17 protein-coding genes and 1 tRNA gene are annotated in these 19,735 nt (G+C 63.2%); 3 read left to right on the top strand and 15 right to left on the bottom strand.

Annotated features, from left to right (window positions below; genetic code table 11):
- Positions 1-473: 473 nt before the first annotated feature.
- From VC212_RS12955 to pcnB, 8 genes are all read right to left on the bottom strand, one after another.
- Positions 474-1,100 carry an AAA family ATPase gene (locus tag VC212_RS12955; RefSeq protein ID WP_115527639.1) on the bottom strand — a complete coding sequence of 209 codons (627 nt, stop codon included), beginning with the start codon at positions 1,098-1,100 and terminating at the stop codon, positions 474-476.
- Positions 1,101-1,103: 3 nt separating this feature from the next.
- Positions 1,104-1,448, bottom strand: a complete 345-nt coding sequence (locus VC212_RS12950) for a type II toxin-antitoxin system prevent-host-death family antitoxin (RefSeq protein WP_115527638.1) — start codon at positions 1,446-1,448, stop codon at positions 1,104-1,106.
- A 291-nt stretch (positions 1,449-1,739) separates the two neighbouring features.
- Positions 1,740-3,254, bottom strand: a complete 1,515-nt coding sequence (pgi, locus tag VC212_RS12945; protein WP_115561880.1) for a glucose-6-phosphate isomerase — start codon at positions 3,252-3,254, stop codon at positions 1,740-1,742.
- A complete protein-coding gene (gene panD / locus VC212_RS12940; protein WP_115511917.1) occupies positions 3,251-3,631 on the bottom strand; it encodes an aspartate 1-decarboxylase in 381 nt (126 codons plus the stop codon). Before panD ends, pgi begins: the two co-directional genes overlap by 4 nt.
- Before the next feature lie 190 nt (positions 3,632-3,821).
- The gene (gene panC / locus VC212_RS12935) at positions 3,822-4,664 is read right to left on the bottom strand and encodes a pantoate--beta-alanine ligase (RefSeq protein ID WP_323519117.1); all 843 of its coding nucleotides are present in this window, start codon (positions 4,662-4,664) and stop codon (positions 3,822-3,824) included.
- Positions 4,661-5,476, bottom strand: coding sequence for a 3-methyl-2-oxobutanoate hydroxymethyltransferase (gene panB / locus VC212_RS12930; protein ID WP_323526010.1), 816 nt, complete (start codon positions 5,474-5,476; stop codon positions 4,661-4,663). The genes panC and panB overlap by 4 nt, the downstream gene beginning before the upstream one ends.
- Positions 5,477-5,511: 35 nt before the next feature.
- Complete coding sequence (gene folK / locus VC212_RS12925) at positions 5,512-5,997, bottom strand: 2-amino-4-hydroxy-6-hydroxymethyldihydropteridine diphosphokinase (RefSeq protein ID WP_323526009.1); 486 nt, start codon at positions 5,995-5,997, stop codon at positions 5,512-5,514.
- A gap of 3 nt (positions 5,998-6,000) precedes the next feature.
- Positions 6,001-7,368: a polynucleotide adenylyltransferase PcnB gene (gene pcnB / locus VC212_RS12920; RefSeq protein WP_115511921.1), complete on the bottom strand. Its 1,368-nt coding sequence runs from the start codon at positions 7,366-7,368 to the stop codon at positions 6,001-6,003.
- A gap of 49 nt (positions 7,369-7,417) precedes the next feature.
- On the opposite strand from pcnB, the gene VC212_RS12915 reads away from it, so the two are divergent.
- Positions 7,418-7,492 (top strand) — tRNA-Glu (locus VC212_RS12915).
- A 441-nt stretch (positions 7,493-7,933) separates the two neighbouring features.
- On the opposite strand, the gene folE2 is transcribed toward VC212_RS12915, so the two are convergent.
- A complete protein-coding gene (gene folE2 / locus VC212_RS12910) occupies positions 7,934-8,857 on the bottom strand; it encodes a GTP cyclohydrolase FolE2 (RefSeq protein ID WP_323526008.1) in 924 nt (307 codons plus the stop codon).
- 36 nt (positions 8,858-8,893) lie between these two features.
- Positions 8,894-10,045 (bottom strand): N-acetylmuramoyl-L-alanine amidase, encoded by a 1,152-nt coding sequence (locus VC212_RS12905; RefSeq protein ID WP_323526007.1) that lies wholly within the window; start codon positions 10,043-10,045, stop codon positions 8,894-8,896.
- A gap of 231 nt (positions 10,046-10,276) precedes the next feature.
- On the opposite strand from VC212_RS12905, the gene VC212_RS12900 reads away from it, so the two are divergent.
- Positions 10,277-10,498: a hypothetical protein gene (locus VC212_RS12900; RefSeq protein ID WP_323526006.1), complete on the top strand. Its 222-nt coding sequence runs from the start codon at positions 10,277-10,279 to the stop codon at positions 10,496-10,498.
- A gap of 178 nt (positions 10,499-10,676) precedes the next feature.
- Entirely contained in the window at positions 10,677-11,168 is a 492-nt protein-coding gene (locus VC212_RS12895) for a hypothetical protein (RefSeq protein WP_323519123.1), read from the top strand.
- Here VC212_RS12895 and VC212_RS12890 read toward each other — a convergent pair.
- From VC212_RS12890 to VC212_RS12870, 5 genes are all read right to left on the bottom strand, one after another.
- The gene (locus VC212_RS12890) at positions 11,107-12,657 is read right to left on the bottom strand and encodes an MASE1 domain-containing protein (RefSeq protein ID WP_323526005.1); all 1,551 of its coding nucleotides are present in this window, start codon (positions 12,655-12,657) and stop codon (positions 11,107-11,109) included. The two genes, VC212_RS12895 and VC212_RS12890, sit on opposite strands and share 62 nt — an antisense overlap.
- A gap of 351 nt (positions 12,658-13,008) precedes the next feature.
- Positions 13,009-14,436 (bottom strand): sugar porter family MFS transporter, encoded by a 1,428-nt coding sequence (locus tag VC212_RS12885; protein ID WP_055854773.1) that lies wholly within the window; start codon positions 14,434-14,436, stop codon positions 13,009-13,011.
- 85 nt (positions 14,437-14,521) lie between these two features.
- Entirely contained in the window at positions 14,522-15,859 is a 1,338-nt protein-coding gene (gene xylA, locus VC212_RS12880) for a xylose isomerase (protein ID WP_323526004.1), read from the bottom strand.
- A 36-nt stretch (positions 15,860-15,895) separates the two neighbouring features.
- A complete protein-coding gene (xylB, locus tag VC212_RS12875; protein ID WP_323526003.1) occupies positions 15,896-17,389 on the bottom strand; it encodes a xylulokinase in 1,494 nt (497 codons plus the stop codon).
- Positions 17,386-19,728 (bottom strand): glycoside hydrolase family 95 protein, encoded by a 2,343-nt coding sequence (locus VC212_RS12870; RefSeq protein WP_323526080.1) that lies wholly within the window; start codon positions 19,726-19,728, stop codon positions 17,386-17,388. Before VC212_RS12870 ends, xylB begins: the two co-directional genes overlap by 4 nt.
- Positions 19,729-19,735: the final 7 nt, after the last annotated feature.

Here is a 19,735-nt window from a genome sequence, read left to right as displayed (position 1 = left end):
GGGCACGGTGCCCTCACCGCTCGCGGGACACGCCGTGAATCCGTCCGTGTGGCGGCATCCATGCCGCCACACGGTCCCGCAAGCGGTGAGGACACCGCACCAGAAAGGTAGTCGGTTGCTTCTTTGAAAGCTTATTGGTGGCTCGGCTTGCGTTGGAAAGCTAACCGAAACCACGGTTATCCCAACAACATACATCGCGCATTGCTTGCACCATGCGGACCGACATTCCCGACTGGTCCTTGCCCGCCCAACCTCGCGGGACCTTACGCGGCATGGATGCCGCGTAAGAGCCTCCAGGGACGGATTCACGGCGTGTCCCGCGAGGGTGGGCGGGCAAGGACCCTGCAGCCAGGCAGCAGATCAACCGGCCTGCGGTAGACCGGTGTGAAGTAGTTTTACTAGCCACTCTGATGTTCAACGCATGCGTTGCGAATCAGGCAGGGAACTCGCGCAGCCCCACCCGGATGCACGCTTCAAGACACGCGGCGCGTTTCCAGTGCTGCCATCACAATGGGCTTGGCCCATTCCGGTACCTGTGCCAGCTCTGCGGGCGTCTGCGGGTAATGCAGACCGGCCCGATCCAGTTCCAGTACCAGCAGCGGCTCGGCCTGCCCCGATGCATCGGCAGCGGCGCTGTTGTCGTAGACGTGCAGCACCGACAGATGCGGCAGCAAGGCGATCAGATTGGCGCGCGAGGCATCGAAGCGCTCGCGGATCTTGTGCTCGGCGATCGCATGACCTCCGCCGGCAACCCGCGCTGCAACGCGTTCGATATGCAACTCCACCGTCGACAAGCCACAGAACCAGACTGCCACCGTGTGCCGTTCGCAGGCCTCGCGCAGCAAGCGCGGGATGGTGGTTGCGCCCAACGTGGTTTCGAAGGCGTAATCGCTGCCGTCCGCCATTGCCTGGCGCAGCCGTCGCACACCTTCCTGCCAAGCCTGGGCATTGGCCTCTTCCAACGTCCAGCCCTGCTCCACCAGTTGCCGGGTGAAGGCATCCGGGTTGAACCAGGTAGCGCCGTCTTCCTGCAGCAAGGTGCCCAGCAGCGAACTCTTGCCGGCACCGTTGACGCCGGCCAGTACCAGAATATGTCCCATCGATCAGAGCGACGGACCCAAGGGAATTTTGCGGCCACGGCGTGCGGGCTTGGCGATCACCTGTCCCAGCACCGCGCCATCGGTGACCGCGGCAAGATGCGCGTCGAATCTGACCTGCAAGGCCTGCAGCGACTGCGCGCGCGTGGCCGCATCGGCAAGCGCGCTGGCCTGCCGCACCAGATGCCGGTATTTATCCGCATCCACCACCACCGCTTCGGGGTGATTGTGATTGGTGATGACCACCGCGCCATGGGTGCGCACCTTGCGCATCAGGCTGGGCCAGCCCTTGATCTTGATGTCGGCCGCTGGCGCTTTTTCGAGCTCGGGCAAGTCCTGATGACGGGACATGGGGCGGTCCTGCGATGTGAGTGGTCCCAGGCTACGCCAAAATACCCATTTTTGGAAATTTGTCCATTTTGGACTACTCCACGCCAAACCCTACACGAGAGGCTAAAAACCGTAGTGGGCAGTCATCAGGTGGGTGCAAACGGCGCACTCAGCACTAAGACAGACGAGTAAATACGCTGCACCCAGCAGCGGCCGCACCCATCTGGCGGCGAGCGCAGTCGTCTTGTTAGCCGCCCAAACTGAAACGGGGCCCGCAGGCCCCGTCGTTTGACGCTACAGCTGCGCAGTCGCTCAGCCGCGCAACTTGCTCAGCAGCTCGCGCGTCACCGGGTCGGCGACGTCGGCCGACTCGCCCTTCAGTGCCGGCAGCAACTGGCTGGCCAGCTGCTTGCCCAGCTCCACACCGAACTGGTCGAACGCGTTGATGCCCCACATCACCGATTGCACGTAGACGCTGTGCTCGTACATCGAGATCAATGCGCCCAGCGCCTGCGGAGTGAGCGCATCGAGCAGGATCACCGTGCTCGGACGGCCTCCCGGATAGCTACGGTGCGGGTCGCTGCTGTCCTGACCATTGGCCAACGCCTCGGTCTGCGCCAACACATTGGCCATCAGGGCCACGTGGTTCTCGGCATACGGGTCGTCGTTGTGCACGGTGCCGATGAAATCGGCCGGCACCACGCTGGTGCCCTGATGCAGCGCCTGGAAAAAGCTGTGCTGCACATCGGTGCCCGCACCGCCCCACCACACCGCCACGGTGTCGCTGTCGACCGCCGAGCCATCGAGCTTGACGCGCTTGCCCAGGCTCTCCATCACCAGCTGTTGCAGATACGCCGGCAGCAGGGCCAGGCGCTGGTCGTAGGTCATCACCGCATGCGTGGCGCTGCCGAGCAGATTGCGGTTCCACACCGCAGTCAGGCCGTGCAGCACCGCGACGTTTTCTTCCAGCGGCGTGTTGAGCGCATGCGCATCGAACTGCGCGGCGCCTTCGAGCAGCTGTTCGAAACGTTCGAAGCCGATCGCCAGCGCAATCGGGAAACCGACCGCCGACCACAACGAATAGCGCCCGCCGACCCAATCCCACATCGGCAGCACGCGGCTTGGTGCGATGTCGAATGCCTTGGCCGCGCGCTCGGGGTTGGCGCTCACTGCAAACAGGCGCTCGCTGCCGCCCAACCAGGCATGCAGGATGCCGCCGTTGAGCAGGGTTTCCTGGGTGCCGAAGGTCTTGGAAATCAGGATGCCGGCGGTGCGTGCCGGGTCCAGCGTGGCCAGCGTGCGCTGCATGGCGGCGCCATCGACGTTGGACACGAAATGCACGCGGAAGCGCGCACCGGTCACCGGACGCAATGCATCGGCGACCAGACGCGGACCCAGGTCCGACCCACCGATGCCGACACTGACGATATCGGTGACGTCGGTGGCTTCGAGTTGCTCGATCAACGCACCCATGCGCTGGCGCACTTCCGCAGCGGTGGCATAAGCCTCAGAGGCCACCGGCGCGTCGGTCAAATCGCCACGCAACGCGGTGTGCAATGCAGCGCGCTGTTCGGTGACATTGACCTGCTCGCCACGAAACAGGCGCTGAAATGCACCGGCCAGATCGCGCTCGCGCGCGATGGCGAACAGTGCGTCGAGCGCTGCGCGGTCGTACTTCTGGCGCGCGAAATTGAAATACAACGGACCGACTTGCCTGGCGTATTGCGTCGGCCGTTCCGGCTCGGCGGCAAGCAATGCGGGGATGGCAGCGCCGCGCAGGCGCTGGGCGTGGGCGTGAAGCGCGTCGAATCCGTTGGTCTGTGTCATGCGGCCTGCGTGGGGATGCTGTGGTTGGTGTGGGAGATTGCGTTGTGCGCGTCCACATATACCAGATTGGGCTTGAAGGTCTTGGCTTCGTCTTCGCTCATGCTGGCGAACGCAGCCACGATGATCAGATCGCCCACTTGCACGTGACGCGCAGCACCGCCGTTGAGCGACAGGATGCCGCTGCCGTCTTCGGCACGGATGGCGTAGGTGCTGAAGCGCGCACCGTTGGTGACGTCCCAGATGTGGACCTGTTCGAATTCGCGGATGCCGGTCGCTTCCAGCAGCAGGCCGTCGATGGCGATCGAGCCTTCGTAATTGAGCTCGGAGTGAGTGACGGTGGCGCGGTGGATCTTGGCTTTGAGCAGGGACAGGTGCATGGACGCAGGCAACAACGAAAGGAAAGATGGCATTTTAGCGGAAAGCGCCCGCGCTCACCCGGGTGCCGCGCGGCCGCTGGTGAGGGCTTCAGGCGGCGGTGAGGCAAGACCTTTGGCCCCGACCTTTGGCCCTGGATCGCGCGCTTGTCGCTACCGCCCAGCGCGGCAGCACGCGGCGATCCGGGCAGTCTCAGAATTCCAGGTTGTCGATCAGCCGCGTCGCGCCCAGACGCGCGGCGACCAAGGCCACACGCGCACCGGCATTGCTATCGTCCGGCTCGTTCAGATCGGGCAGGCGCACCACCGCGTAATCGACCCGGAAACCGGCCTGTTCCAGCGCCTGCACGGCGCTTTCTTCAACCTGCGCGCGTGGCGTGCCGGCGGTGTACCTGTCGCGCATCTGCAGCAGCACCTTGCGGATCTGTGCCGACACGGGCCGATCTTCGGCCGACAGATACTGGTTACGCGAACTCATCGCCAGGCCGTCGGCTTCACGCACGATGCTGCCGCCCAGGATCTCGATCGGAAATGCGAGGTCGGCCGCCATCTGCCGGATCACCGCCAGCTGTTGGTAGTCCTTCTTGCCGAATGCAGCTACATCCGGCTGCACCTGGTTGAACAGACGCGCCACCACCGTGCAGACGCCATCGAAATGCCCCGGCCGGCACACGCCTTCCAGCACATCGCTGACGCCCGGTGCGTGGACCGGTGTAGCCAACGCGGTGCCGAGCGGATACATGGTGTCTACGTCCGGCAGCCACAGCGCATCGCAACCGGCGTCTTCCAACCCACGCAGGTCGGCCTCGGGCGTGCGCGGGTAGCGGGCGAAGTCTTCATTGGGCCCGAACTGGGTCGGGTTGACGAACACGCTCGACACCACGCGGTCGGCATACTGGCGCGCCAGCATCACCAGCGAATAATGCCCGGCGTGCAGGTTGCCCATGGTCGGCACCAGCGCCACGCGCAGGCCCTCGCGCTTCCAGCCGGTGACCAGGGCGCGCAAGGTGGAAAGATCGGTAATGGTCTGGATCATGCGGCGTACGCGTGCTCTGCATCGGGGAAGCTGCCATCACGCACGGCCTGCGCATAGGCACGCACTGCACCGGCCACCGAGCCGCCTTCGGCCAGGAAATCCTTGACGAACTTGGGCCGGCGATGGCCGCTGTCCAGACCCAGCATGTCGTGCATCACCAGCACCTGGCCATCGCAGCCCGGGCCGGCACCGATGCCGATGGTGGGCACGCTGAGGTCGGCGCTGATCTGCGCGGCGATCGGCGTGGGCACGCATTCCAGCACCACCAGGCTGGCTCCTGCGTCGACCACCGCCCGCGCATCGCGGCGCAATTGCTCGCCGGCTTCGCCGCGGCCCTGCACCTTGTAGCCACCAAACCGCAGCACCGATTGCGGGGTGAGCCCCAGGTGCGAACACACCGGAATCTCGCGCTCCACCAGGTAACGGATGACGTCGAGCTTGTGCCCGGCGCCTTCGATCTTGACCATCTCCGCACCGGCCTGCAGCAGCTGGGTGGCGGCATCGAGCGCACGTTCGGGCGTGGCATCGGCCTGGAACGACAGATCGGCCACCAGCAAGGCCCGCTCCAGCACGCGCGCGACCGCAGCGGTGTGGTAGACCATGTCGGCGGTGGTGACCGGCAAGGTGGAATCGTGCCCCTGCACCACCATGCCGAGCGAGTCGCCGACCAGGATCAGGTCCACGCCATTGGCGTCGAAGCTGCGCGCAAACCCGGCGTCGTAGGCGGTCAACATCACCAGTTTTCGACCCTCGCGCTTGGCCTGCGCCAAGGCGGGCACGGTCCAGGGCTTGCTGTCGGCGTGGCTGCTCATGAAGTCATTACGTGGGGTGATAAGCCGGCCATTATCTACCCAATCGGCTCCAGCCCGCAGACATCGATGGCCTGCAATGCGTGCCGCACTGTTCCATGACCTGGAATGATGGCCTCCGGTGCCAGCTCGGACAACGGCAGCAGCGCGAAGCCGCGCGCGTGCAGATGCGGGTGCGGCACCTGCAGCTGCGGCAGATCGATCACTTGATCGGCGTACAGCAGCAGGTCCAGATCGAGCGTGCGCGGGCCCCAGCGCTCGCCGGCGCGGCGCTCACGGCCGAACGACTGCTCAATGCCGAGCAAGCCCTCCAGCAGCGGCAGCGGCGCCAGCTCGGTACGCAGCTGCGCCACGGCATTGATGAAGTCGGGCTGGTTCTCGTGGCCCCAGGCCGGCGTGCGGTACAGGCGCGAAGCCGCAATCAGCGTGGACTGCGGCAGCGCGCCGAGCGCAGCGATGGCCTCGCGCACGCTGGCCTCGGCCGGGCCCAGGTTGGCACCCAGGCCGACAAAGGCGACATGCATGCCTTACTCGCCTGCCGACGCGCCGGTGCGACGACGACGACGGCGACGTTTGCGCGGCGCACCCTCGTCGCCGTCGTGATCGGCCTGCGCCGATTCGATCGCATCGACCAGCTCCTGGCCGGACGACTTTTGCGCCTCGCGCCAGAACTCCACATCGGCCGCATGATCGGCCGACGCGAACTGACGCAACACCAGAAAATCGAACGCCGCGCGGAAGCGCGGATGCGACAAGGTACGGAACACGCGCTTGCGTTGACGCGACGAGAAGCGCGTCTGTAGCAACCAGATTTCCTGCATCGGCAGCGAGAAGCGGCGCGGCAACGCCACCCGCTCAAGCTGGTGCAAGGTGACCCGGTCGGCGGCGCGCCGCTGCGCATCTTCCGGCTGCACGCCCTGCGCCTGCAGCCCCATCAAGGTGCGGCAGAACGCCGGCCACAGCAGCAACGCGAACAGGAAGGCCGGCGACACCGGCTCGTCGTTGGCCACGCGCGCATCGGTATTGCGCAAACCTTCCAGCACCATCGCGCGCAATGCGCCGCTACGGTTGGATTTGAGCGCCGCTGCACTCTCGGGGAACAACGCACCGAGTAGGCCGTAACGCTCCAGGCCTTCGAAACTGGCCACGCCGTGCCCGGACAGGAACAGCTTGAGAATTTCTTCGAACAGGCGTGCCGGCGCGGCTTCGGACAACAGCCCGGCCAGACGCGGGATCGGTTCGGCGCTGCCGGCTTCGATTTCGAAGTTCAACTTGGCCGCCAGGCGCACTGCACGCAGCATACGCACCGGATCTTCCTGGTAACGCAGCTCCGGGTCGCCGATCAACTTCATCAGGCGTGCCTGCACGTCTTCGAAGCCGCCGCAGTAATCGCGCACCGAAAAATCTTCGATCGCGTAGTACAAGGCGTTGCAGGTGAAGTCGCGACGGATCGCATCGTCTTCGATGCTGCCGTAGACGTTGTCGCGCACCAGGCGGCCGTTATCCAGCTCGCGGTCGCCGCTGCCATCGTCGATGTTGGCGCGGAACGTGGCAACTTCGATGATCTCGCGGCCGAACACCACGTGCGCCAGACGAAAGCGGCGGCCGATCAACCGGCAATTGCGGAACAGCGCCTTGACTTCTTCCGGCGTGGCGCTGGTTGCAACGTCGAAATCCTTGGGGTGGCCACCGACCAGCAGGTCGCGGACTGCGCCACCGACCAGATAGGCGCCAAAGCCGGACTCGCGCAGGCGATACAGCACGCGCAGCGCGTTGGGGCTGATGTCCTTACGCGAAATGGTGTGCTGATCGCGTGGGATGACGCGCAGCGTGAACGGGGATGTAACTGAGGGTTCGATGATGGCGCTTCCGTCTTGTGTTGCAGGATTGCCCAACGGCTATTACCTCACTATACTAGCGCGCTGCACAAGACGCGACAAAAACGCTCCCTTCGTCTAATGGTTAGGACGTGGCCCTCTCAAGGCTAAAACAGGGGTTCGAGTCCCCTAGGGAGCACCACGTTCGTCCTGCTGCAGACCACGCCAAAGCCCCGCATTGCGGGGTTTTTGCATTGTGGCGCAGGTAGTTTTAATGGGCGGCGGCGCTGCAGCGGCGGGCAGCGTGACCGCACAGGCCGTGACGTTCGGCAGCCTCCGTCACAGCACTCTTAGGCCAATCGAGTCATCTGGCCGAGTCCGGTTGAGCGCCACACCATTGGCCGACCTGGAAGCAATCGAGATCGCACTCTGCCGAGCGATCTGCTGCACTGCCACGCGTGCGCGGCGTGATCCGCAGGCTGGTCGATCACAGCAACACGATGAGTGCCAGCAGCACAGACAGATCGATCCCTGGCGCGCAGCGCATGTTGTATCGCCCCTGCCCCATCGCGATAGCCGACATGCCGTACTTGCGCGCCATCCGCGCGACACGCCTTGGATACTTGCAGTGCATGGCCTCTCCTCAACTGGCAAACGGGGATGTGCGATCTTCATCGCTGCCGGTTTCGGCAACGGCGTCATGGGCATGCAAACTTTCCAGGTGGCGCACTGCCACGTCGAAGGACGTGTAGCGCTCGGCCAACGCCATGCGCAAACGCCGCGCGGCATCTTCCACGTACATCAGGTTGGCGCCGTTCAAACGTGCGAATGCCTGCTCGTCGATCCGCCGCACCGCCGCCTGCACCGGCGTCGCCAATGCCTGTTCGCAGACGCCGATCAATGCACGGATATCCAGCCGCTGCAGGCAGGCCAACAGATCCACGCGCACCTGCGCCAGGCTGCGCTGACTGTGCGGTGTGGCGTACGAACCGTGCACCTGCAGCCACTGCGCAATGTCGTCCAACGGCACCGCAGCGCGACCGGCGTGCTGCTGCACAAATGCCTCGCTCAACAACTGCCGCGACAATGCCGCCGAACACGGGCAGGTCGAGGCATACAGCACGTCGATCTGCAGTTGGACCTGGCTGCGCCCTGCCCTGCACTGCGCATCGATGCGCACGGGGTATGCGCGCCAGCCGGCCAGGCCTTCGCTGAGCAAAGCCGGCGTGCGCAGCATCACCTCGAACGACAGCGTCACCCGCGCCGCCCGGCTGCCGCAGTCGGCATGGCTGTCGATCAAGGCCTGCAGCAACTGCGACAACATCGCTGGCGAGACCGGCTGTTCCAGATGCCGGTCCAAGAGGCGATACAGCCGCGACATATGGATGCCCTTGATCTCGGGGCGCGGTAGATCGACCTGCACGCTGGCGCGAGCCGAGACGGTGCCGCTGGGCTCGGCCTCATCCAGGCGTACGGGGATGGCAATATCGTGCATGCCCACCCAGCGCAGCGGTGCGCTCAACGCGGGCGGTTCGGTAACGGCAACATCGGGAAGCGTGGCGGACATCGGGAACTCGTTGATGATGAAGATGACAGCCGCGTATCAGGCGCGGCCAGGAAATGCCTGGAAGTAGTCGTCGATGCCCGCATGCAGGGTCTGCGCGAGCTCGTCCTGATGCGCATCGCCGCATAAGCGATAGCAATCGTCGCGGTTGCTCATGAAGCCGGTTTCCACCAGCAGCGAGGGAATGTCGGGCGACTTCAGCACCGCAAAACCGGCCTGCCCCACCTGAGGCTGATGCAGCCGGGTCACGTGCTGCAGGCGGCCCAGCATCAAATTACCGAACGCAACGCTGCTGGCGATGGTTCCGCTCAGCGACAGATCGGCCAGTACCTGCGACAGCACCGGATTGCTCGGCACGCGCAGCCGGCGTGCGTTGTCGCCCATGTCGTCTGCGGCGTTCTCGCTGTCGGCAATCCAACGCGCCAACGTCGAGCTGGCACCATTTTCGGACAAAGCAAACACCGACGCGCCGCTGGCCTGCGCGTTGGGCGCGGCGTCGGCATGGATGGACACGAACAGATCGGCATTGTGGCGATGGGCGATCAACACCCGTTCGTGCAACGGTACGAAACGGTCGTCGCTACGGATCATGGTCGGTCGATAGCGCGTGTCGGCAACGAGCCGCTGATGCAGACGCCCAGCCACCGCCATGGCGACATACTTCTCATAACGCGCATCGGCACTGACCGCACCGGGATCCTTGCCGCCATGGCCGGCGTCGATGGCGATCACGTACGGATGCAGGCGCGAGCGCATCGCGATGACCGGCGCGTCTGCAGCAACGACTGTCGGCAGCGGCACCGCGCTGGATGCGGCAACCAGGTCCAGTAACAAAACATTGCCGTCCCAGTGCTTAGTGACTGCGACCGGCTGGGCCAGATCGAGCACCACACGCATCCCATCGGCGTGTGGCCCGCTGCGGATGCGTGTGACCGCAACATCGTCAGCTGGCGGCACGATGTGGGGCGATTGTGCCGACACACCGGATAAATCGATCACCAAACGCTCAGGACCCGACAAGCCGAAACTGCGATAACCAGCCTGTCCACTCAAGGCCAGCCGAAGACGCAGTACATCGCCTTGCTGCTGCACGCTGCACTCAAGCAGGGAAGGAAGACCTTGCGTATAGCCGGCAACGGGCGACAGCAGCAACGCAGCGCTCGCGCCTTGCAACAGATGTCGCCGGTTCATCGTTGGCACCCGCGCCTGCCCGAGCCATCAGCTCGCCCGGACAGGGGAATCCGTGGAGGGTGACGCACGATCGAACAGCATTTAGACAGAGATAGGGGGTAAGACACGAGAGGCAGGAAGCGCGCGAAGATCCGTAATTGTTATAATATAACACAACGCTGTCGCAGCACTAGGGAACGTCCAACCCTGTGCCTCGACATTCATCTAACAACCCGCCCTGGAGCCCGCCCGATGTCTGCCCACCTTCCTGATAGCTACTCTGCCTGGCGTCACTGCATCGAGATCGCTTGTGCCCAGCCGCTGACGCCGGTCTTCATTGCGCAGCGCCTCATCGAACTGCGCGACACCGCCAACCACCAAACCCAACAATTTCTGCGTCGTTGGGGCCTGGCACACCACCGGCAAGTGATTGAATGGTTCGAGCGTGCCGGCAGCGAGTGCTCGGCTAAGTAAGCACCTCTCAAAGCCGCGACGCTTGGTGAAGAAGATGGGTCCGGGATGCATACCGTGGTTGACTACGCTTATTTATCACCCGTGATATGTGGTCGCGTTTTTATGCGACAAACAATCAACAAAACGCTTCCCTCAACACGTAACGTATAAGCGCCTGAATTGCAGGCGGAGTTGCCCCATGCAGGGGGAAGGCAAAGACATTATGGACGCGAAAAATAATGCACTGAAAGCAATTCTTGTGCTAACGGGATTTCTGGTGATGGGTCATGCGATCGCTCAAACATGTTGTCCTTCCGGAGGCGTAGGAGTGAGAGCAACCGGACTCGGCGAAAACCATCCGAGTGCCACTAACCTCGCATTGGATGCCGCTTGGTCCATTTACGAATTTCAACGTGATGGCGTCACCTACCTGCAAATCAACGACACCGCAGGCACAGTACGGGCCGTGGTCGCGCGTGTCGACAATGCGCTTTGGGTAGTCCCAATGGGCAAGGATGTCGACCGCGTTTCAGTACCGACCACCAACTCTATTTCGGAAAACGCGGTTTCTTTCAACGTGAATAGTGCAATCAGCAACACGTCTCGCATGGTCTATCGGAATGCAAATTTCACTGTGCACGTCGAGTCGCAAGCCAACGGGGAACACTGGAGAGTCTCTCCTTCGAAGTAACAGCAGACGCCTCCGCGACAAGGAAGGTGAGTACTAACGCATGGCGGCGACGGAACATGCCGCCATGCGATTTCAATCGGGCGCGAAACTCGGCTTCCGCTTCGGGCGAGTCGCGCCGCACGGAGTCCACCAAAGATGTATCCGCGAACACACGTATCACAACACCTTGCCCACCCCGGCCCCGCCATGCGCGGGCTTGGATAAAATGCTTGTTTGCATGGGGCAGCAACTCGATTGCACTAAGCGTGCAGCGATAGGCAGCCAACTGAAGACCGAGTGAGAGCTGACGGCAATCCCCTCGCAAAAGATACTCGAACCCTGTGGATTTGAATCGCGCCAAAGCTGGCGAACGCAGCGATTGAAACAAGCCGTGCGTTTCAATCTCCAGAGGGTACAAATTGGCGACATACTCCTGAAGAAGCCGAGATTCAATCACAGCGACACGAGTAATTTCCATCGCAGCCGCGTGATGCCCCCTCGAACGCAAATCCGCCACAATATCTTTGCGCATTCGATTGATCTGAGCATTGACATCCGAATACTCCAACACTTGATTGCGCAAGGTACGTTCGGCACCTAAATAACTATCTTTTACGGCCTGTTGCGAGTCCGCCCTGATTCTGCGGATCGTATCGAATCGCTCAAAAGGAATGGTCAGACGAGCACCAAAAATGAAAAGCGTGGCACTTACCAGGACATGGAACAACTGAATCAAAAAAAGATTCGGATCATAGAATCCAATTTGATAGACCTTTGGAATACTGATAGCAAGCGCCACCATCGCCAACAAGGTACCTAGAGCAGTCCCTGTAATGCCGTGACGTCGAGTCAATAAAACTGCGGGCCCTATCAATGCGATCATCAAGATGTTACGGGGAAGCGCATCGTGCGTGTAATTGAGCATATAAAACAACGCAACGATGGCGACTACCGAAGCACCAAGATCACGTGGCAATTCAGCCCTGATCGGCTGCGACTGCTTGGGCGACCAAAGCATCACTGGAAGCAGGAACATCAAGATGCCGAGATAGCTACCTACCCAATAACGGAGTAGGAACTCCAAAAAGTTAACTGTCGCCGGGCCATCCAGCAGTGCATTGATCACAATGCTCCACAATGAATTACAAAAAGCGACAGCGATGGCAAATGGGATCAACCAACGAACTTGGTAGACCTGCCCGCGCGAATGATGCCTTGCTAGCCATATAACGTACGCAATCATTGGCGCGTGCAAAAACGGACTGAGATAGGCCCATATCAAGCTGTAATCTTGGCGCAGTGCCAGTGGGACGCGCAGCCAGAGCATGGCAGCAGCGTCACCCGCCAACAAAAACGGCCACTCACGGTACGGCCGAAACAGCAAGGTGATGACGCGCAAGCCGACAGGCAGGTACCACTGGTCTATCGAGCAGAACCAAAGCATCACAAACGTAAGTCCGTAGCACACGCCGATCAGCGTGCCCCTGAGGACTTCCCTGGCTGAAGCCATACCACCACTCCTTGGTTCCACGATTCACCCTAGTCTGGAGGGAACTGCGGATTGGAGTATAGCGGTGGCGCACAATTCGCTAGAAGAGGCAGTTGCTCTTCACTCGGCAAATGCATTCGAGGACACGCTTTGCACTTTACTGGTGCGTCACTCAACTCGAGGAAGTGCGCTAGCCGGCATCGCGTCGCCCTGACCGGATCAGGTGCAGGAACACTCAAGCCATCAACACTCATCTTGATGCGCTTATGCAGCAGTCGTCTTCGACGCCGCATGCGCTAGGACATAAAAGAAAGCCGCGTTGTTGCGCGGCTTTCTTCTTTTTTCATGCCGAAAGTTGCATAGCAGGCTAAATCAACCTTCCATCTGCTCCAACTCCTTGCCCTTGGTCTCGTAGACGTACTTGAGCACGAAGAACACCGAGATGAAGGCGGCAACCGTGTAGATGCCGTAGGCGCCGGCGAGACCGATGCTGCCGAGCAGGATCGGGAAGCTGACGGTGATGGCGAAGTTGGAAGTCCACTGCGCGGCACCGGCAATGGCCAGGCCCGAACCGCGGATCTGGTTGGGGAACATCTCGCCCAACATCACCCACATCACCGGGCCCCACGAGGCGTTGAAGAACACCACGTAGACGTTGGCGGCCACCAGTGCCAGCATGCCCATGGCATCGGACATCGCCAGCTTGCCTGTGGCGTCCAGCGACGCGGTGGCGAACGCATAAGTCACCAAGGCCAGCGACACTGCCATGCCGACCGAGCCGATCCACAGTAGCGGCTTGCGGCCGATCTTGTCGACCAGCATCACCGTGACCAGGCAGGCGCCGATACTCAGGCCGCCGGAGAGCACGTTGATCAGCAGTGCATCCTGTTCGGAGAAGCCCACCGCCTGCCACAACACCGCGCCGTAATAGAACACCACGTTGATGCCGACCAATTGCTGGAACACCGCCAGGCCGACGCCGATCCAGACGATGGGGCGAACCTTGCCGGTGGCCTTGCTGATCAGGTCGGAGAACTTGGGCTTGTGCTGGTCGGCCGACATGGACGCGGAGATCTCGGTCAGCTTGGTCTGCGCAGCAGCGTTGCCGTACAGCCGCTTGAGCACCACCAGCGCCTGCTCGCGACGGCCCTTGACCACCAGGTAGCGCGGGCTTTCGGGGATGACCAGCAGCAACAGCAGGAACGCCAGCGACGGAATCGCCTGCATCCAGAACATCCAGCGCCAGGCGGCCTGCCCGGCCCACAACGGCTCGGTGGAGGCACCCGCCGCGTTGGCGAGCAGATAGTTGCTCAGGAAGGCGCAAAACAGCCCGCTGATGATGGCGATCTGCTGCATCGTGGCGAGCCGGCCGCGATAGCGCGCGGAGGCAACCTCGGCGATGTAGGCCGGTGAAATAACGCTCGCCGCACCAACGGCAAAGCCGCCCATGACGCGCGCGAAGATGAAAAAGCCGGAGCTGTGCGAGGCACCGGCACCGATGGCCGAGAGCAGGAACAGCGCCGCAGAAATGATCAGGACCGCGCGGCGGCCCCAACGGTCGGCCAGGCGGCCGGCGAAGAAGGCGCCGATGGCGCAACCCAGCAGCATCGAGGCGACCTCGAATCCGGTCTCGGCTGCGCTGGAATGGAAAGTCTGCTTCAGGCCATCGACAGTGCCGTTGATCACGCCGCTATCGAAACCGAACAAAAAACCGCCGATCGTTGCAACGCAACTGATCAGGACGATGAAACGGGTGTTCTCACCGGCATCGGGGGCGCCGTTTACGGAGACACTGGACATGGGTTCACCTGGAAACATGCAAGGGAGCGGTCACTGGTGTGGCCGCCGTCGGCCGGCGACGCGATGCGCCGCCCGCCACGGGACATCAACGCGTCAGGTACTGATTGATCAGGTTTTCGTAGGCTTCCTGGCGGCCGCTGATCTGGGTCGGCACATTGCCGGCCGCATGCTTGGCCACGTCCACCAGCGTGCTGGACCCATTGACGAACGCCGCACCGGCGCCGCTGTCGAAGCTGGCGTAACGCTCGGCGCGCCAGGTTTCCAGCGGCGAGGACGTCAGCAGCGCATTGGCCACTTCCAGACCGCGTGCGAACGCGTCCATGCCGCCGATATGCGCCATGAACAGGTCCTGCGGGTCGGACGATTCGCGACGCACCTTGGCATCGAAGTTCAAGCCGCCCGGTGCCAGCCCGCCCTGCCGCAGCACTACCAGCATCGCGCCGACGGTGTCGTACAGGTCGGTCGGGAACTGGTCGGTATCCCAGCCGTTCTGCGGGTTGCCGCGGTTGGCATCGATGCTGCCGAGCAGGCCGGCATCGGATGCCACCTGCAGGTCATGCTCGAAGCTGTGGCCCGACAACGTCGCGTGGTTGGCTTCGATATTGAGTTTGAAATCCTGGTCCAGGCCATGCTGACGCAGGAAGCCGATCACCGTGGCGCTGTCGAAGTCGTACTGGTGCTTCATCGGCTCCATGGGCTTGGGCTCGATCAGGAAATTGCCTTTGAATCCGATCGCACGGCCGTAGTCGCGTGCCAGGGTGAGGAAGCGCGCCATGTTGTCCTGCTCGCGCTTCATCTGCGTGTTGTGCAGGCAGGCATAGCCTTCGCGGCCGCCCCAGAACACGTAGTTTTCGCCGCCCAATTCCACGGTGGCATCGATCGCAGCCTTGACCTGCACCGCCGCACGCGCCACCACATTGAAGTCCGGGTTGGTGGATGCGCCATTCATGTAGCGCGGGTGCGAGAACAGGTTGGCAGTGCCCCACAGCAGCTTGATGCCGGTATCGGCCTGGCGCTGCTTGGCGATGCCGACCATGTGGGTGAGGTTGCTTTCGTATTCGCCGATGTCGTCGGCATCCGGCGACAGGTCGATGTCGTGGAAGCAGTAATACGGCACGCCCAACTTGGTGAAGAATTCGAACGCGGCATCGGCCTTGGCTTCGGCGCGACCCAGCGCGGTATTGCCCGCATCCCACGGATACGCGCGCGTGCCTGGGCCGAACGGATCGGCGCCGTTGCCGCAGAAGCTGTGCCAGTAGGCCACGGCAAAGCGCAGATGCTCGGCCATGGTCTTGTCGCCGATTTTCTTGTTGGCGTCGTAGACCTTGAACGCGAGCGGGTTATCGGAGTCGCGGCCTTCGAAGCCGATCTTGCCGATGCCGGGGAAATATTCCTTCGCGCCGATGAAAACGGTGTTGCTCATGGGGTGTGATGTCCTTGGTTCTGGGGGAGTGGTGAATCAGTCAGCGTAGAGCGGGCTGACGACGTGCAGGTGCTTGAGGAAGGCTTGGTAGTGCTGCTGATACTGGGCTACGCGCTGCGGGTTGGGCTGTGCGGCGAGCGCGTCGTCTACCTGCAGGTGCTCCAGCACCACCTCCGACAACGCGGCATCGCCACCATCGTCGCGGTCGCAGGCCCACAACGCTTGCAGCGCGGCACCGAAGGCGGCGCCTTCGGGTTGGGTTGGCACCACGACCTGCAGATTGAAAACGTCGGCCACCATCTGCCGCCACTGCGCGCTCTTGCTGCCGCCGCCGGTGAGCAGGATGGTATCGAACTGCAGACCGGCCGCGACGAAGGCGTCGAAGCCATTGCGCAGGCTGTAGGTGGCCCCTTCCATCGCGGCGCGATAGAAATGCGCAGCGGTGGTGTTGTGCAGATCCATACCGAACAAGCAGCCGCGTGCATCGGGCAAATTGGGTGTGCGCTCGCCGTTGAAGAACGGCAGCAACACCAGCCCGTCGGCACCGGGTGCGGTGTCGGCAATCATCGCCTCGGTCTGCTCCCGAGTGATGGAAAACATGCGCATCACCGCTTCGGTGGCGACGGTGCAGTTCATGGTGCAGATCAGTGGCAACCAGCCGCCGCTGGACGAGCAGAACGCGGCCCAACGTGCGTCGTCGTCCACCACCGGATGATCGGCGTAGGCGAACAAAGTGCCGCTGGTGCCCAGGCTCATCGTCAGGCGACCCGGCACCACATTGCCGGTGCCGATGGCCGCCATCATGTTGTCGCCACCACCGGTGGTGACGCGCACGCCGGCCGGCAACTTCAATGCATCGGCGGCCGCATCGGACAAGGCATACACCGCGCCGGTTTCCACCAGCGGCGGCAACGCCGCGCGCAGGTCGCGCTGTGCATCGACGGCGCCGAGCATGCGCTCGGACCACTGACGCGTGCGTACATCCAGCCAGCCGGTGCCGGAGGCATCGCCCACTTCGGCAAAGCGCTCGCCGGTGAGCCAGAAATTGATGTAATCGTGCGGCAGCATCACCGTGGTCATCGCTGCATACGCCTCAGGGCGATGCTTGCGCGTCCACGGCAGTTTGGATGCGGTGTAGCCGGCCAGGATCGGGTTGCCTGCGGCAGCCACGCTGCCCGCTGCGCCGCCCACCGCGTCCATGATTTCGTCGCATTCCAGCGCCGTGCTGGTATCGCACCACAGCTTGACCGGCGCGGTGACGCTGCCATCGGCGGCCACCGGCACGAAGCCGTGCTGCTGGCCCGACACCGAGATACCGCGCACGCGCGCACGTTGTTCGCCATCGAGCTGCGCGAAGCAATGCACGATGCCGTCGACCCACCACTGCGCCTGCTGTTCGCGGGTGCCGTCATCGCGGCTGATCAGCTCCATCGGTGCGGCGATCGTGGCAACCACAGCGCGCTCCTGCGCGTCGTAGGCCACCAGCTTGACGCTCTGCGTGCCTACGTCCAGTCCTACGTACAAGCTCATTGCTTCACCAATCGGTTGTTGTTGAGTCCCACCTGCTGGGTGCGGCCCGCGCCCAGTTCCAGGTCCAGGGTCTGCCCTGCATAGGACAGTTGATAGCGTCCGCCACGATCGCTGTGCAGGCGTGCCTGCTGCAAGCGACCGCCATCCCATTCCAGATCAATGCTGGCGCCGCCACGTACGCGCACGCCGCGCATGCTGCCGCGCGGCCAGGCAGCGGGCAAGGCGGGTAGCAGGAACACACTGCCGCCCCAGCTTTGCAACAGCATTTCGGTGATGCCGGCGGTGCCGCCGAAGTTGCCGTCGATCTGGAACGGCGGATGTGCGTCGAACAGGTTCGGGTAGGTGCGATCGGGCGAAATCAGCAGTTGCAGGATGCGATACGCATGCTCGCCATCGGCCAGCCGTGCCCACAGATTCAGCCGCCAACCGATCCCCCAGCCGGTGGCGTTGTCGCCACGGATTTCCAGCGAACACCTGGCAGCAGCGGCCAGCTCCGGCGTATCGCGCAGATTGATCTGGCTCGACGGATGCAGCGCGTAGAGATGCGAGACGTGGCGGTGGTGGATCTCCGGCGCGTCCATATCCCAATCCTGCTGCCACTCCTGCAACTGCCCCGCCTTGCCGATGCGGTTGGGCGGCAGTTGCTCGCGCAGCGTGGCCAGCTGTTGCGCCAGCGCTGCATCGACGTTGAGCACCTTGCTCATCGCGATGCACTGCGCAAACAGGTCGCGCAACAGTTGCGCATCCATGCTCGGCCCGGCGCACACGGCGGCGCCGAACGGATGCTGATTTTCCGGCGACATCGATGGATTGGTCACCATCGCGCCCGTTTGCGGGTCGCGCATCAAGGTGGCAACGAAGAACTCCGCCGCACCCTTGAACAACGGGTAGATCTTGCTCAGATACGCACGGTCGCGCCCGTAATCCCAGCGGTCCCACAGCTGCTGCAACAACCACACCCCGCCCATCGGCCACAGGCTCCACTTGGCGCCATCGATGGGCCCGGCCTGACGCCAGAGATCGGTATTGTTGTGCACCACCCAGCCGGGCGCGTCGTAGAGCGTACGTGCGGTATGCGCGCCGGTGGTGGCCAGGTCGAACAGCATGGATTCCAGCGGTTCCACGCACTCGTGCAATGCGTTGGCCTCGCTGGGCCAGTAGTTCATCTCGGTGTTGATGTTGATGGTGTACTTGCTTTCCCACGGCGGCTGCATCAGGTCGTTCCAGATGCCCTGCAGGTTGGCCGGCTGGGAGCCGGGCCGCGAGCTGCAGATCAGCAGATAGCGGCCGTACTGATGGTAGAGCGCGGCCAATGCCGGGTCGTTGCCGCCGGCAAACCGCTGCACGCGTTGGTCGGTGGGTAGCGCTGCCGCGTCGCTGGTGCCCAGGTCGATCGCCACACGCCGGAACAGGCGTTGGTGATCGGCCAGATGCGCGCGCAGCAATGCGGCATAGTCCAGCGTTTCGGCCTTGCGCAGGCTCGCTGCGGTGCGTGCGAGCGGGTCGCCATCCACCGCGTCGAAGCGTTGGTAACTGGTGGCTGCGGTGAGCAGCAAGACCACTTCATCGGCGCCTTCGATACGCAAGCGATCGCGCAACGCAGTCACCTTGCCGCCTTTCACCTGCGGCAGCACGCGCAACGCAAACCGCAACTTGCCGTCGATGCCGGCAAAGCTGCCGTTGCGGCCGGTGAACAGCAAACTGCCCTGCTCTGCCGTGACCTCGCCGTGTTGCGGGCTGTCGATGCCAACGCGCAAGGAAATCGCGCGCGGCCGCTCGCACGACAGACGCACCACGATGCACTGCGACTGCGCAGAGACGAACACCTCGCGCCGATGCAGCACGCCGCCAGAGCGGAAGCTGGTGGTGGCCACTGCGGTGTCCAGATCCAGCTGACGGCGATACTCACTGATGCCGTCGACACGATCGAAATCCAGCAACAGATCGCCCAGCGGTTGATACGGCATCTGCTTGAGCGGACGCGAGAGCAGCTTGGCATCGGCCAGTTGTTCGGCCTCGGCATAGCGCCCGGCGAAGATCAGCGCACGTACCTGCGGCAACGCGGCCAATCCGTCCGGGCTGGTGGAATCGTAGGGCCCGCCAGCGTAGAGCGTGTCTTCGTTGAGTTGCAGGCGCTCGTGGGCAATACCGCCCCACACCATCGCGCCGACTCGGCCATTGCCGACCGGCAGAGCCTCCACCCATTCGTTGGCCGGTTCGCGGTACCACAGCTGCAATGCGTCAGCGGCCGCCACGGGCGGCAACGCGGCGTGTTTGGAAGACGCTGCAGCCTGCGCTGCAGCCTGCGCGTCAACCGGTGCGGCGCCCAGGACCGCCATCGCGGCC

The sequence above is a fragment of the Xanthomonas sp. WHRI 8932A genome (assembly GCF_035012785.1).
GTDB lineage: Bacteria > Pseudomonadota > Gammaproteobacteria > Xanthomonadales > Xanthomonadaceae > Xanthomonas.
This window is presented reverse-complemented; position numbering and strand designations above follow the sequence as displayed.